The 15,217-nt window shown below is 72.9% G+C and carries 7 protein-coding genes; 1 reads left to right on the plus strand and 6 read right to left on the minus strand.

Annotation, left to right across the window (positions count from 1 at the left end; genetic code table 11):
* Nucleotides 1–7 precede the first annotated feature (7 nt).
* The 6 genes from ACFYPN_RS30640 to ACFYPN_RS30665 form a co-directional block, all read right to left on the minus strand.
* A complete protein-coding gene (locus ACFYPN_RS30640; RefSeq protein ID WP_389302760.1) occupies nucleotides 8–1,717 on the minus strand; it encodes an ArnT family glycosyltransferase in 1,710 nt (569 codons plus the stop codon).
* Nucleotides 1,714–2,721, minus strand: coding sequence for a glycoside hydrolase family 26 protein (locus tag ACFYPN_RS30645; protein WP_389302763.1), 1,008 nt, complete (start codon nucleotides 2,719–2,721; stop codon nucleotides 1,714–1,716). Before ACFYPN_RS30645 ends, ACFYPN_RS30640 begins: the two co-directional genes overlap by 4 nt.
* Nucleotides 2,718–4,430 (minus strand): glycosyltransferase family 2 protein, encoded by a 1,713-nt coding sequence (locus ACFYPN_RS30650; RefSeq protein WP_389302766.1) that lies wholly within the window; start codon nucleotides 4,428–4,430, stop codon nucleotides 2,718–2,720. The genes ACFYPN_RS30645 and ACFYPN_RS30650 overlap by 4 nt, the downstream gene beginning before the upstream one ends.
* A 205-nt stretch (nucleotides 4,431–4,635) precedes the next feature.
* Nucleotides 4,636–7,563, minus strand: coding sequence for an AAA family ATPase (locus tag ACFYPN_RS30655; RefSeq protein ID WP_389302768.1), 2,928 nt, complete (start codon nucleotides 7,561–7,563; stop codon nucleotides 4,636–4,638).
* 290 nt (nucleotides 7,564–7,853) lie between these two features.
* Nucleotides 7,854–10,742 (minus strand): hypothetical protein, encoded by a 2,889-nt coding sequence (locus tag ACFYPN_RS30660; RefSeq protein WP_389302770.1) that lies wholly within the window; start codon nucleotides 10,740–10,742, stop codon nucleotides 7,854–7,856.
* Nucleotides 10,739–14,101 (minus strand): right-handed parallel beta-helix repeat-containing protein, encoded by a 3,363-nt coding sequence (locus ACFYPN_RS30665; protein ID WP_389302772.1) that lies wholly within the window; start codon nucleotides 14,099–14,101, stop codon nucleotides 10,739–10,741. Before ACFYPN_RS30665 ends, ACFYPN_RS30660 begins: the two co-directional genes overlap by 4 nt.
* 255 nt (nucleotides 14,102–14,356) lie before the next feature.
* Here ACFYPN_RS30665 and ACFYPN_RS30670 point away from each other — a divergent pair, with 255 nt between their 5' ends.
* The gene (locus tag ACFYPN_RS30670) at nucleotides 14,357–15,130 is read left to right on the plus strand and encodes a type VII secretion system-associated protein (RefSeq protein WP_358762284.1); all 774 of its coding nucleotides are present in this window, start codon (nucleotides 14,357–14,359) and stop codon (nucleotides 15,128–15,130) included.
* The last annotated feature ends 87 nt before the right edge of the window (nucleotides 15,131–15,217 follow it).

Raw genomic sequence — 15,217 nt, forward strand, 5'->3', positions numbered from 1 at the left:
GGCCTGTTCAGCGCGTGCGTGCGGCGGGGAGGGGGAGCCAGATCTCGAAGTGGCCCGATCCGACCGAGGTGCGGTAGATCAGGGCGGTGGCCAGGCGGTACCGGCCGCTGCGGCGCAGTTCGTCGCGGATGAGCGCCTGTACCTCCCCGGGCTGGTCGGACCAGTCGAGGACGACGCCGTCGAACCAGCCGTCCTCGATCGCCGCCCGGTAACCCTCCGGCCCGCTGAGATGCCGGCCCTCGCGCCCGGTGTAGTCGATGTAGAAGATCGACGTCCACAGGGTGTAGTCCGTCAGCCCCCGGTTGCTGAGGTAGTAGACGGGCGCTTCGTGCGGTTGGCCGAGCCACTTCTGACCGGGACGCACGTTCTTCGCCAGTTCCGGGATCAGCCGGCCGGTGTCCGGCCAGACCCCGTAGTTCTGCGCGGACTGCGACATGCCGAAGGTGAGTGCCAGCACCCCGACCGCGATGACGGCCTGGGGGAACCGGAAGTGGGCCCCCATCAGCCGTGTGAGGGCCACCCCCGCCATGGGAGCGGCGAACAGCAGCCCGTAACCGATGTGCTTGTGCAGCGAGATGCTGGTCTGGAGGTGGATCTGGTAGGCGGGGGCGAGGAGCGCCGTCCCGCTGAGGACGGCTCCCAGGGCCAGCCGCCACCGGCGGGAGGGCGCGGCGCCGGGGCCTCCCGGGACCTCCCCGAGCCCGGCCCGCCGCGCGTACAGCACCGTGCCGAGGCAGGCCAGCGCGAAGAGCAGCCCGCCCCACCGGGCGCAGTCCCAGAGCAACTGCCCGAGCGGGGCGGTGCCGTGCGCGCGTTCGGTCGTGGTGCTCCGGATCGCTTGCAGATAGTCGGTGGTCAGCACACCGAGGCCGAGCAGGATGCCCACTCCGGTGGTGAACACCGCGCCCCGCCGCAGCGCCTCCCTGCCTCCCAGCCTCTCGTGCGCGACGAGCACCAGCAGCACCGCCAAGGTCGGCAGGTACAGCGCGGCCGCGTACTTCACCCCCACGGTGAGGGCCGCGACCGGGGCCGCGGCGAGCGGGAGCGCCCAGTGGCCCGGGGCGACCCGTACGAGGATCCAGGCCGTCAGCGCGAGGAGGAAGATCGCCATCGCGTCGTACGTGGCGAAGTTGCCCAGGAACAGGGTGGACTGGGTGACCGAGAAGACGCCGGCCGCGAGCAGGGCGGTGCGCTCGTTGAACAGCTTGCGGGTGAAGGAGTAGAGCAGCGCGGTCGAGCCCAGCATGAACGCCAGGCTCATCAGCCGTACGCCGGTCAGTCCCGCCGCAGAGTCCACCCACGCGGCCAGCACCGGATAGAGGACGGGTGACCCGGAGAAGTAGGAGGCGAAGCCGCCGTAGTCGGGGGCCCCGTGGAACAGGTGGTCGATCATGGCGTGCCCGGCGTAGACGTACAACGCCTCGTCCTCGAAGGCGCTGTTGTGCAGGCGCAGCGACAGCACTGCCTGGGCCAGCAGCAGGCACACCAGCAGGGCACGGCTCACCCGGGTCCGGCGCTGTCCCGGTTCCGCGGACCATCCCGCGTCGGGCATCCGGCCCAGCACCCACTCCGCGCGGCTGATCTCGTCGAAGGTGTAGCCGGGGGCCGGCTGGGGGCCGCGTGCGAACGGCACCCGCAGTTGCAGGGTGGACTCGGCGTCGTACCACCCGGCGGAGCTCGCGGGGTCTTCGGTGGCGGGGTTCTCGGTGGTCGTCATGGGCGCCTCACGTCGAAGCCGAACCGCGGGTCGGCGACACCGCGCCGGAAGGCGGCGAGCGCCCCGGGGCTGCTGTCGATCCGCCAGTCCGTCCCCCCGGGGCCCTCGTCCGTGTCGAGCCAGACGAAGCCCACGACATCGTCGCGGGTGGTCACGGCGCGCACCAGGTCGGCGATGGCCGCGGGTTTGCCGGCGCCCGGCTGGGCGGCCGTCCCGGCGACGAGCACGGGGATGCGGGTGAAGGACCGTATCTCTTTGACGGAGGGACCGAACAACGAGTCGTACGTGTGCGCGCCGCGGTCGGTGTAACGGCCCGTCAGGCCCAGCCAGTCGGCGTAGGCGTCGCCGGGGTAGTACGGCTTCAGCGGCACGGACGGCCGCACGGCCACCGTGGGGCTCCATACCCAGACGACGTTCGACACGCCGGTGTCCTGGAAGAGGTCGTGGAGGTGGCGCCACGCCCCGACGAACTCTTCGGGGCTCGCCCGGCCCGCCCCCCACGGTTGCCGGCCGTCGTTCATGCCGGGGGCGAAGGCGAGGGCGATCGGCACGTTGAGGTCGCGTACGGCTTCGGCCACGTGCCGCACGTAGCCGTCCGTTCCGCCCTCCGCGATCCGGCGGAGCGTCGTGCTACGGGGTTCCCAGGTCAGGTACGGCAGTATCCGCTGTTCCCAGACGGCCCGGACCCTGTCCGTGGGGAAGTCCTCGTCCCAGGAGAAGCGCTGGGCGAGCAGGGTGGGCGCCTTGCCGGTCCTTCCCGACCAGAGGGCGAGGTAGCCCGGCGTCACCGGCTCCCCGGAGAACGAGACCCCCAGGTACTTGCGGCCCTCCCGGGGCCGGATCAGCCAGGTGACGTCGAACGGGACGTACGGCGCCGTCCGCTTCTCGGCTCCCTCGCCGCCCGCGCCGATCGGCGCCGTACGGCTCGGCGCGCATCCCGCGGTCGCCGCGACCGCGGCCCCGGTCACCCAGCGCAGCACGCCCCTGCGGTCCACCGCGGTCATGCCGGGACCACCTCGGCGACCGGGGCGGAGAGGGACGGGTCCATCCCGGTGGTGGCGGTGGCGGACCGGACCTCGGGTTCCGCGGGCTCGGGCTCCTCGGGCCTGGGGAGGACGAGGACGCGCAGGACGGCCGCCGCGTAGAAGAGTCCCGAGGCGAGTGGAAGGGCGAAGTCCTGCGGCACCATCGTGTCCATCCGCCACACCGCGGCACCGATCCACACCGCCGTGGCGGGGACGGTCCACCCCCAGACGCCGATCCACAGGCGCCGGGTGTTGTTGCGGCGCGCCCCGCCGGAGCCCGTCGGCTGCCAGCCCATGGGACGACCGCGCAGGACGTCCCAGATCGCGAAGACGTGCGACCAGCTGTAGAGCACCCGTGCCGCCCACGCCTCCAGGCGGTAGGGGGTGCGGTGCCACAGCGGGTAGACGACCACGAGGTAGAGCACCCCGGGCAGCAGCAGCCGCATGTCGGTGACCTGCACCTGCTCCGGGAAGAACAGCAGCAGCACGGAGACGATCAACGGGCCGGTGAACAGGACCAGGGCGGACTCGATGTAGTAGACGAACCCGGACACGTAGCAGAGGCGGCTCGCGAGCCGCATCCGTACCTTCCAGAAGTCCTCGACACTGCCCAGCATGCTCATCGACGCCATGCACCAGCGGTACTGCTGGTTGTAGTACGCGCCGACGGTGTCCGGGCAGAGACCCGTCGCGAGCGCCAGCGGCACGTAGCGCAGGTCCCAGCCGCGCGCCCGCAGATCGAAACCGGTGTGCATGTCCTCGGAGTGCTCGATCAGGCTGGTTCCGCCCACCTCGGCGAGCGCGGCACGCCGGTACACGGCGCAGGAACCGACGCAGATGGAGCCGTCGCTGCGCTGCCGTGACACCTGCACGGAGCGGTAGAACAACTCCTGTACGGCGCCCGCGCCCCGTTCGATCCAGTTCTGCTGGTCGAGCACCCGGAAGAACTGCGGGGACTGCACGATCCCGAGGTCCGGGTCCGCGTCCATGTACGGCAGCAGTTCGTCGAGCAGGTCGGTGCGGGGAACGAAGTCGGCGTCCAGGATCAGGATGAACTCACTGTCCGAGCGCGCGAATCCGTACCGCAGGTTGCCGGCCTTCTTGTACCAGCCGCGATCGGGCCGCACGAGGTAGCCGAAGCCGAAGTCGTCCGCCATCGCCGCGACCTCCTCGCTGTCGGAGTCGTCGAGGACCAGCGGTACGACCCGCCCGGGATACGCGTCCGCCATCCGCCGCAGATATGTCCACGTGTTGTGGAGAACCTCCAGGGGCTCGCCGCACACGGGCAGGAACACGTCGACCGCCGGATACGCGTCCGGCGCCCACCGGCGCACCAGCGCGCGGTGGGCCCGGACGTCGAAGTCGGGGCTGAACAGGTCCAGCCGCAGCGAGATGAGCACCCCGACGACCGAGAGCAGCAGCACGGGCGCGAAGAACCAGATCCACGGTCCGTGCCGGGCGGAGTCGACCTGGCTGTACAGGACGCACCCGAAGCCGAGGAACGACGTGGCGGTCAGCAGCCAGGTGCGGCGCACCACGTACGTGTACTTCTCGCGGTCGTCCGGCGGGGTCGGGAGGAGCCCGCCGGGAGGCGTCGCCGGACGGGGCCGGCTTCCGTGCCCGGGACGGCGCGCCGGACGGGAGGACCGGGTGGGACGGGTCCCGTGGAGGACTCGGGGGGCAGCCATGATGTCGGGCTCCAGAGGGCGGCTGATGTGGATGCCCGGGACCGGCGGCGCGCCGTCCCGAGGGCCCGGCGCCGTCGAATCGGCGGTACGCCGGACAGGCTAGGGATGCTCCTGGACCGGCATGCGTGATCGGGCCGGACAGGGTCCGTTGGTGCACGAGTTGTGCACCTGAGGGTTGTCCCGCGCCAGGTCCGTGGGACGGCCCTCAGTGGAGTCCGGCTTGCTTCAGCGCGTCCCGCAGCGCGGCCCGTGACGTGATCCGGAGTTTCGGGAAGAGGTTGTACAGGTGTGTGCTCACCGTGCGGTGCGACAGGAAGAGCTGGGAGGCGATCTGCTTGTTGCTCAGGCCGGTCGCCGCGAGCCTCGCGATCTGCATCTCCTGTGCGGTCAGGCCCACCGGTCCGGTCTCCTCCCCGGGGTCGGGGTCCGGCACCGCGCCCGCGGCCCGCAGCTCGGCGCGGGCACGTTCGGCCCACGGCTCTGCGCCGAGACGCTCCAGCGCCTCCCGCGCGGCCCGCAGCTGGGTCGTGGCCCGGTCAGGGCTGCCGTTCGACTGCAGGACGCGTCCGTACGCGAGCTGCAACCGCGCGTGTTCGAAGGGCCACTGCTCCGCTTCGGGCAGTGACAGTGCCGCCTCGAACGCGGGTGCGGCTCCCTCGGCCGGAGCGATCAGAGCCTGGCAACCGGCGACCAGCAAGGCAATCCGGGGGGAGATCTCGGCAAGGCCCGCCTCCTCGGCCGCCGCCACGTGCGCGCGGCCCTCTCCCGTGCGGCCCGACCGTACGGCCGCCTCGACCAGGTCCATGACGGACGCCACCGCGAGGGGGGTGTACGGCCGGAAGGTGCCCGCCGGGGTGATGCGGACGAGACAGCGGTAGGCACGGTCGTGGTCTCCGTGTGCCAGCGCCGCCAAGCCCTGCGCCTGCCAGAGCAGTTGCTCCGCCGTCCCCAGTCCGCGAGCCGCCGTCCAGCTCTTCAGCTCCTCGTACAGCGGCTCCAGGGCATCCACTTGTCCGCGGGCTCCGTGAACGAGGGCCAGCAGGCTCTTGAGCCGGCCCGCGACCGTCCGGTGGCCGAGCTCCTCGGCCCTGGCCACCGCCTCCGGGACCGTGGACTCCACCGTGTCCCACCGGCCGGCGTGGAAGTCCTCCACACCCCTCAGGGTCACCGCGGTGGCCCAGTCGCTGAACGTACCGCTCCCAGAAGCGGGTTCGAGGGTGCGACGCCATCCGGTCCGGTGCGCGGCGGCCGTACCGGGGCTTCCGGCGGCCAGGCGCAACCGCGTGTAGCGCCTGGATTCGGAGTCCTGGGCGAGCACGCCCAGAAGGCTGTCGAGGCGCCGCCGGAGCGTGCGGCCGTGCCGTGCCGGATCGCCGGCCGCGTCGAAGCAGAGTCTGGTGAACTCCGACGCGCCCGCCACCCGGGAGGCCAGTGGCTCCCACAGCTCGGCCCTGCCGCTGTGCGCGGCTGCCAGCATGAGGACGTGGAGGAGCTCGTCGGCCAGGTCGCCGAGCGGAGGCCGCCCGGTCTCCGGCCGCTCTGCGGCGGTCAGTTCGTCGAGTGCGTGCGTGAGCATCCGGTACGTGGCCCGGACGTCGCCGTCGCCCTCGATCGCCCGATAGGCGTCCGCCAGTGCGGCGCGCGCCGCGTCCTCGGGGCTCGCCCCCTCCCAGTGCGCCGAAGCCAGAATCTCCACGGCCTCCCCCATCCGACCGGCCCGGCCGGCGATCAGGGCAGCCCGTGCCAGTCGGCGGGAGCGGTCCTCGGCTCCGGTGCTCAGCTCGGCGGCGTGCCGCAGCGCGGTCAGGGCGACCATGGGGGCGTGGTGCTGTGACGCGTGGTGCGCGGCGTTCTCCAGAGCACGCGCCGTCACCTCACTCGGTCCCAGGGCGGCGGAGATCAGGTGTCCGACCTGGCGCTCGGGTTCGGCGACGAGTGCGTCGGCCAACGCCCGGTGGGCGCCGCGGTGCTGGTCGGGCGGGACCGCCTGGACGATCGCCGACCGGACCAGGGGGTGGCGGAAGACCAGTTGACCCCGGGTGTCGACGCGGACGAGACCCGCGCGTTCCCCGGGCACGAGGGCGGCGTCGGTGTCGGCCCACCCGCCCCGGGCCGCGGTCCAGATGGTACGCACACTGCCGGTGCTCTCCAGGGCGGCCAGGAGCAGGAGTTCCCTGGTCTCGTCGGGAAGGTCCCGGATCCGCGCCGCGAACAGGGCTTCCAGCCGTTCGTTCAGGGGAAGCCAGTCCGGCAGCTCCGCCCGGCCCGCCAGCTGCTCCTCGCTCAGGAGCGCCGGAAGTTCCAGCAGCGCCAGCGGATTCCCGGCGGCTTCCGACAGCAGCCGTCGCCGCGTGGCCGGCGCCAGAGCGGGATACCGGGCTTCCAGCAGTGCGGCCGCCGCCTCGGCGTCGAGAGGTCCCACCAGGGTCTCGGAGAAGCTGCCGCGGTCGAGGAACGCGTCCCAGCCCGTCTGTACCGCGGCCAGCACCCCGATGGGCTGCCGGCCGAGACGGCGTGCGACGAACTCCAGTACCTCGGCGCTCGCCCGGTCCATCCACTGGGCGTCGTCCACGATCAGCAGCACCGGGCCGCTGTCGGCCACCTCGCACAGCCGTGCCAGTGTGGCCGCGGAGAGGGTAAACCGGTCGGGCGGCGCACCGTGGGTGACGCCGAGCGCGCGGTCCAGCGCCTCCTGTTGGGCGGCGGCCAGCCGGGGACCTGTGCCGCGGAGGCTGTGCATCAGTTGGTGCAGGCCGGAGTAGCCGAGCCGCACCTCCGACTGGGCCCCTGCGGCGCGCAGTACCGTAACACCCCTCGCCCGCGCCCGGGTTGCGGTCTCGTCCAGGAGTGAGCTCTTGCCCACCCCGGACGCCCCCCGGAGCAGTACCGGCCGGGTTCCTCCCCCGATGAGGGCGTCCACCATGCCGTCGAGCAGCGCCAGTTCGGTGGCGCGGCCGAACAGCACGGCGGGAGCCCGGCCTGCCGCTGTCGACATCGACACGGCGGAGTGCGCGCCCCCGACGAGTCCTTCCGGTTCGAAGGGCCGGGGAAACCCCGGCCCGGCGGTCGGCAACTCCCGTACGACGAGACTCACGTACGCGGTCTCCGTCGCCACGGCTGAGGATTCCGGCATCGCCCCGCCCTCCACAGCTGACTCGGTGACGCCACCGTCGTCCGGTCCGGCGCCACCACTACACGTCTACGACCATCGAGCCCCTCTCCCCATGTGCGGGGGGCCTCGGACCTTCAGCTTGACGGGTGTGAGGTGGGCCCCGTCCCACCTGGGGCCGACTCTGCACACAAGGACACGGTGAGTACCCGGTACGGCGGCCGCGGGCCGGCGGAGCACCGGCGACGACGACCGCCGGCACTCCACGTACCGGTCGGGTCCCGGTTGCCGTCCCGGTCGAACCGGGCGCGTCATCACTGTCGGGCGAGGTCGCTCGTGCTCCGCGGAAGTGCGCCGGTGCAGCGGTCCGGCCACTCCGGGGCGGCGCCGCTGCCGGTTTCCAGAGCGGGGGCGGCCGCACGGAGCCGGTCGAGGATCGCGACGTCCTGACTGTCGAGAGCCTGTCCCGGCCGGCCGGGAGGTGTGCTCGGTCCGAGCTCCCGCAGCAGGATCAGCCGGGACCCGGCCGCGTCGTCCACGGCCAGTACCCGGAACCGGGTACCGGGACCGAAGACGATTTCCTCCAGGACGTCCGGGGCGGTCGACTGTTCCAGCAGCGGACGCACCCGTCGGCCGACCACCGACCAGATGAGGTAGCGGTCGACTGTCGCGGAGGGTGCCATACCCTCCAGCACCAGCGCGCTCATCGGACCCGCCTGGCACAGCTCCTGACCGGCAATCAGGCCGTCGGCCGCGCCGCTCTCCGTTCCCGCGCTGCGGGCCGCCGGACCCCGGTGCGAGGGCAGCCGTCGCAACCCGGACGCCGCGCAGGCGACGAACGGCATGATGTCCCGGTCACCGTCGGCGAACGCCCTCTCGACTCCCCGGTGGCTCAACTTCCCTTCTGGAGACGTGAGGTAGGCCCGCACAGCAATCAAGTCCGCCCGCGCGTCCTCCCGTTGCGCCTGGACTCGCAGCGCGGGCAGCCGGGAGAGAGCGCGGGTCAGAGCGGCCGAGTGCTGATCCCACTGGTCGCCGACCAGACCCCGCAGGGCTTCGCGGTCGGCCGGGGTGCTGCGGTGTGTCGGCGTGAAGGGGAAGGCGGGCCGCGACGGTTCGGTGCTCCGCCGCCCGTGACCCGTACCGGCTGCCGGTGCCGGGACGACGGGGTCGGCCGGTGAAGCGGCCCCTGAAGCAGCCGGGGAAGCAGCCGGTGACGAAGCGGTGAACGGCCCGGCTCCCCCGGGCGCCGGGTCCGGTGGAAGACCGCGGGGCGCCGCAGTGGTCGCGTCGTCACGGGCGGGGAAGGCGGCAACCGCCGTCAGGGCGGGCTCTCCGGCACTCTCCAGCGCATACCCCGGTGTGGGGGCTGCGGCCGAGGCGGGCGGCGCGGCGGGGGTGGAGGGCACGGTTGCGGCGAGAGGCGCGGCGACGGGTGCGGCCGACGCAGGAGGCGCGGCTGCGAAGGCGGGTGCGACTGCGGCGGGCGCGGCTGCGGCGGGCGCGGCTGTCGGCAACTCCTCGGCGGCCGGGACGTCCTCGCCCGCCGGTACGGGCCCTGCGGAGATGTCCGGGAGCTCCGAGCCCTCGTAGGGCGGGAGAGCATGTCCGGGGGTGCCCGGCACCGGTGCGCCGGGCTCGTACTCCCACACGGGAAGGACGGGCGGGGGTGCCACGACGGCGGTACCGGTGGCCGGAGTGGCGGCCACCGCGTCGGTCGAAGCGACAGCCGGGGCAGCGGCGGAAGCTGCGGCCGGGGCGGCGGTGTGCGCCGCCCGTGTGATGACCGTGCCACCGTGGCGGACCGCCAGCCGACGCAGGGTGCGCAGACCCTCGGCGCCGATCCCGCCGCGCACGTGGATCTCGGCGCGGACGCGGCTGGCGCTCTCCAGGGAGCCGACCAGCCGGTCGAGGGCGGGCCACAGCGTGTCGTCGAGGTACCGGCCGGGCAGACCGAGGTCGATCACGACGACGTCGGGGTGGACGGGGTGCTCCCGGAGCGGGGGCCTCGGAACGTCCGCGGGGCCGATCCACAGTCCGGCGCGGGTGACCGCGAGGTGCCACTCGTCCCACCGCAGTACACCTTCACCGGCCGCCCGTTCCAGTCCGGCGACGGGGCTCCGCCACCGGCCGAGCCGGGGTCCGGGGGCGCCGGGGGCGCCCGCGGGCACACAGACCACCGACCCCGCGTAGGGCTGCCAGGCCGGGTTGCCGTCGGACGTCATGACCACGATCTGGTCCCGGTCGGCGGCGGCGGGTTCTTCCATCACGACGAGCAGCCCCGTGGTGACCTCGATCTCGGTACCAAGCAGATCCGCGGTCGCCTGGGCCGTCGGCAACAGGTCGCCCCCGGCTCCGGGGACCAGGCGCACGCCCTGCCGGACCGGCGCGGGCAGCGCCGCGAGGAGGGTGGCGAGCGCCTCCGCGGACACCTCCGGCGCGTCCGGCGCACCGGGCGCACCGACCAGGACGCAGAGGCGGTCGGCGTCGACCGGTACGGAGTGGCGGATGCCCCGCGCGTCGGCGGGGCGGGCGCCCGTGTGCCGGATCAGCAGCCCGGCCGGAATCTCCTCAAGGAGATGGTCCGCCGCGATGTCGGGCGCCAGCCTGGCCAGCGCGCTCTGCCAGCGCGGCGCCGGGTAGCGGGAGCCGAGCGCCCTCGGCGCGGCCCCGGGCGCGAAACGCCACCAGCGGGCCGGTCCCTCCGGGGCGTCCGGTCCGTGCCCGGCGAAGAGGTGTCCGCCGGGCACGATCAGCGGTCGCCCTTCGGGTGCGACGACCTCCACCGCCCACTCGTCGCTCATGCCGGCCGCGACCGCGGGCCGGCCGCCCCGTTCGCGTGCGGCCCCCTCCATCACCAGCACCGCACGCCGGACATCCCTCCGGGGTCCGTCGGTGAGCACCGTCGCGAACTGCTCCCGGAGGTTCTCCGCGTCCTCCGCTCCGGCGCCCACCAGCAGGATCACCTGTGTGGGGTCGGGGTCACGGAGGCCGCGGGCCACCTCGGCCAAGTGACCGGCCGTCTCGGGGTCCTGGTGGAAGAGGAAGATGTTGCCGTCGTCGGTGGCCGGATCGGGGGTCACCCGGACCCGGGTCGGGGTCACCCGGGGCGCGTTCCTGGCCCGGCGGGCCGGTGAAGCACCGGCGGCGACGGAGGAGCGGGCGGCGTGCTGCGCCCTGAAGCGGTCCCCGAGTCTGATCACTCGGCCACCACCGGGTCCCGGCCGGCCGGTGTCCGGATGAAGGGCAGGTCCTCGGGGAGCAGCCGGGTGAGCGCCTCCCGGTCGGGGTTGGCGACGCTGTGGAGGCGCCCGGCCTGACGGGTCATCATCGACTCGACGATCTGGCGGGCGAGGCGGGCGTTGCCGAAGGACCGGTCGCGGGGCATCGCGTCGAGGTATCCGCTCAGCGCCTCCAGGGTCTCCGGGGTGCAGAGGTACCCGATGTTCTCGGCGTTCCGGCGGACGATGGTGACCAGTTCTTCGGTGGTGTAGTCGGAGAAGAGGACCTGGCGGGAGAAGCGTGAGGCCAGACCCGGGTTGAACTCCAGGAAGCGCCGCATCTCGTGGGTGTAGCCGGCGGCGATGACCACCACCTCGTCACGGTGGTCCTCCATCAGCTTGAGCAGGGTGTCCACGGCTTCCCGCCCGAAGTCGGACGGTGAGTTCTCCGGGGTGAGGGCGTACGCCTCGTCGATGAACAGCACACCGCCGCGCGCCCGCTCGAACGCCTCGGAGGTGAGCTGGGCGGTGTGTCCGACGTACCGGCCGACGAGGTCGGCCCGGGAGACCTCGACGAGCTGCCCCTTCGGCAGCACGCCGAAGGAGCGCAGAAGGTCGGCGTAGAGCCGGGCCACCGTGGTCTTGCCGGTTCCGGGCGGGCCCGCGAAGACCAGGTGGTGGCTGATGCGGGGGGTGGGGAGGCCGAGCGCCTGGCGCTGACGGGTGGCCGTGAGCAGGTTGACCAGCCCGTTGACCTCCTGCTTGACGGCCAGCAGCCCGATCATGCCGTTCAGCTGGGCCAGGACGTCGGAATCCGCGGGGGCCACCTCCTCCGCGCCGCGTACCTTCGCGGCCTCGTCCTCGCCGACGTCCTCGGGAAGCAGCAGCGTGAGGTCGGACTCGCCCACCTCCTCCTGGGCGGACAGCCGGAACGCCTGCCGGTCGACCATTTCCTCGAACACCCGTCGGGCCGCTCGGCCGTTGCCGAAGGTGGCGTCCCGGGGTATGCGGGTGAAGTGCAGCGCCAGCGCTTCGCGGGTGAGCGGGTCCAGTTCGTAGCGGTGGGCGGCGCACATCGTCTCGACGATGGTGACCAGTTCATCGACCGTGTAGTTGACGAACTCGATGGTGCGGGTGAACCGGGAGGCGAGACCGGGGTTGGCGGAGAGGAAGCCCTCCATCTCCTTGGAGTAGCCGGCCACGATGACGACCACGTCGTCGCGGTGATCCTCCATCAGCTTGACCAGGGTGTCGATGGCCTCCTGGCCGAAGTCCGCTCCGGAGCCCTTGCTGTCCGACAGCAGCGTGTACGCCTCGTCGATGAACAGCACTCCCCCCAGAGCCCGTTCGAAGACCTCCGAGGTCTTGATCGCCGTACCGCCGATGACCTGGGCCACCAGATCCGCTCGGGAGACTTCCACGATGTGTCCCGAACGCAGCGAACCGAGTTCGGCGAGGATGCTGCCGTACAGCCGCGCGACCGTGGTCTTGCCCGTTCCCGGCGGGCCGGCGAACACGAGGTGGCGGCTCATCGGCGGGGCCGGCATGCCGAGCCGGGCACGCCGCTGGGCCAGCTGGTTGAGGTTGACCAGGGTGGTCACCTGGTGCTTGACCCCGTCCAGCCCGACCAGGGCCTGGAGGTCGGCGAGGGGCCCCTCAGGCGGGGCCGGGCGGCCCTCGGTCCCGGTCGCGGCTCGGCCCTCACCCGGGGCGCCGTAGATACCGGCTTCCGGCGGCGGTGCGCCCTGCCAACGGTCCGCGGCCCGGTTCCCGGTGCTGGTCAGCCCCTCGACGACGAGTCGGGGGCCGGGCCGGGAGTGCCGCAGTCCGGCCCCGCGGTTGTCCCGCACGGAGCAGCCGGTGACGGTCACCTGCTCCTCGGTGTCGATCCGGATGCCGTCGCCCGTACTGCCGGTGAACGCGCAACCGTTGAGCGCGGCCCGGCCGCCGGCCGCGATGAGCATGCCGTGGGCTCCGGAGTCGCGCACCTCGACGCGGGCCAGGGACAACTCGCCGCCGTCCTCCACCGAGACTCCCTCGGTCCCGCTGCCGGTGACCGTGCAGTCGCGCAGGGAGCCCTGTCCGCGAGCACCCACCGAGACGCCCGCGCGCGTGGCGCCGGTCAGGACGGAATCGCCCACGAACGGGTTGCCGTGGCCCTCGATCCGCAGCGCCGACGCACCGGCGGAGTCGATCTCGCAGTTCTCCAGCCGCCCGCGTCCGTCCTCGGCGACCTCCACTCCGTGGCCGCCGCTGCGCAGGACCCGGAGCCTCCGCAGCAGCGGATTGGCGCCCGAGCGGATGGAGACCGCCACGCCCTTGGCGTCCGCCACCTCGAGGCGGTCGAACTCGGCGGCCGACTCCTCCGTCAGCTGCACTCCGAGCGACTGGCCGTCCTGGACCCTGACCCCGGTGAGTACGGGCGAACTCGACTCGGCGATCCGGATTCCGGCCTGTGCGGCGGAGGTGAACGCGCAGTCCTCGAAGGTGCCCCGGGAGCGGCCCATCACCAGCAGTCCGCTGCCCCGGGTGCTCTCCGTCGTGCAGCGCCGCAGCGCCGGATCGGCGCCTCCGGTGATGACGATGCCGTGTCCGGTGCTGTCGCCGATCCGGACGTCCTCCAGCACCGTCCGGGAACTGCTGGTCACGTACGCCCCGACGGTGACCCCGTGCACCGCGACCCGGGACACCTCGAAGGAACTCGCGCCCTCCAGGGCGATCGCCGGCTTGTCGGTGGAGGAGATCTCGCAGTCCTCCACGATGCCGCGGGCCTCGCCGTTGGCCAGCAGCCCGTTGCCCCGCGCGTCCCTCAGCCGGGAGTTGCGCAGGGTCAGTCGCCCCTGCTCCCCCACAACGAGTGCCGAGGTACCCAGGTGCTCGATGACGCAGTCCTCGACGACGCTGCCCACCGACGAGGTCTCGACCACGCCCGCACCGGCGGAGTTGGTGATCCTGCTCCGCCGCAGGGCGAGCGATCCCCCGGCCCTGCTGAGCACCGCGGCCCAGCCGTTGCCCACCACCTCGCAGCCGTCCATCGCCACCTGGCCGCGGGCCGCGAACACGACCGGCACGTCGCTCTCGCCGCCGCGCAGCAGGAGGTCGGTGAGGCTCACCCCGTCGGCCGTCAGGGTCAGGGCACTGTCGCGGCGCGGGCAGATCTCCACGCTTCCGCGCGGGCCGTCCGCCACCAGGGTGACCCGGGTGCTGATGACCAGGCTCTCGGCGTAGCGGCCCGGACGCACGCTGATGACCGCACCCGAGCGGGCCCGCGCCAGTGCCTCCCCGATCGACGCGAAACCACCGGACCCGTTCTGGTCAACGGTGAGTACCTGGCGCGTCACGAACCGACCTCCCTCGCCCTGAGCCACCTGCGGGACTTCCACGCGGACAGCATCGAAACAACATCATCACCGGGTCCGTCGGCCGCGCCCATGCTCCCGGTTACTGAAAGGTGACTGAACTTCCGGGCCTCGTGACGCATATGGACGACTTAGCCGAGGCGGTTCGCCCTGCGGGCGGGTTACTGTCCCGCCGAAAACAGCTCCCCGGCAAGAGGAAGACCCATGGAAAAGCCCGCTGCGGAAATGTCTGGACATATGACGATGGAGACGTCGGACGATGCCTTCATGGCCCTGCCAGGTGTGGTCGCCGCCCCTCAGCCCCTTTCCGGGGAGTCACTGCCCGGGGTACCGCTGCCCGAAGACTCCGAATCCGCGGCGGTCGTGGGGCCACCGGCCGACGCGGATTCGGCCGGGGACGACCTCGACACCGAGATGCCCGAGCCGCCGGAGAACGTCCGGGAGGCGGGGCGGCTGGTTCCCGACCACTGGCTCGGCCTGGTCGACCCTGGGTGGGCCGGATCGGAGACGCCGCCGCATTGGGCGGTGATGGGGCAGTGGAGGTCCGACGCGGACGGCGAGATCGTCGGGTGGCGCGACAACCCGGAGTACCGCCCGTCCCCCGTGATGCTCGGCTGGCCGGAGCCCACCGACCCGGTCGACACGGCGATGCAGCTCGCCGCCACCCGGTACGGGCCGGGCGAGGACCTCGCCCGCGCGCTCGCCGGGGCCGAGGTCGCCGTGCTGGTCCACCCGGACGGGAGTCCGGTGACCGCCTCGACCCCGGAGGGCACCCCGGTGGTCCCGGTGTACACCGCGCAACCACACCTGAGCGCGGCCGGGCGGATGGCGTTCGAAGTGCTCCCCGCCGACCGGCTGCTGGAGCGGCTTCCGGAGGGTCACCAGCTGTACCTCAACCCCGGCGGGCCCGTTCCGGCACTCGTCGAGACGGAGTTCCTGCTCGCGGCCCTGGCGGACACCGGGCAGCCGTCCGGCGACGTGTCGGACGAAAGCATGTCCGCCTCGTTCTGACCGGGGCCGGGGCCGACACCCGAGGCCGACGGCCGGGGCGGGGCGCCGAGGCCGACGACCGGGGCGGGGCGCCGGGGCCGCGCCGCG

Origin of the sequence: Streptomyces sp. NPDC005576 (assembly GCF_042871745.1) — a bacterium.
Classification (GTDB): Bacteria; Actinomycetota; Actinomycetes; order Streptomycetales; family Streptomycetaceae; genus Streptomyces.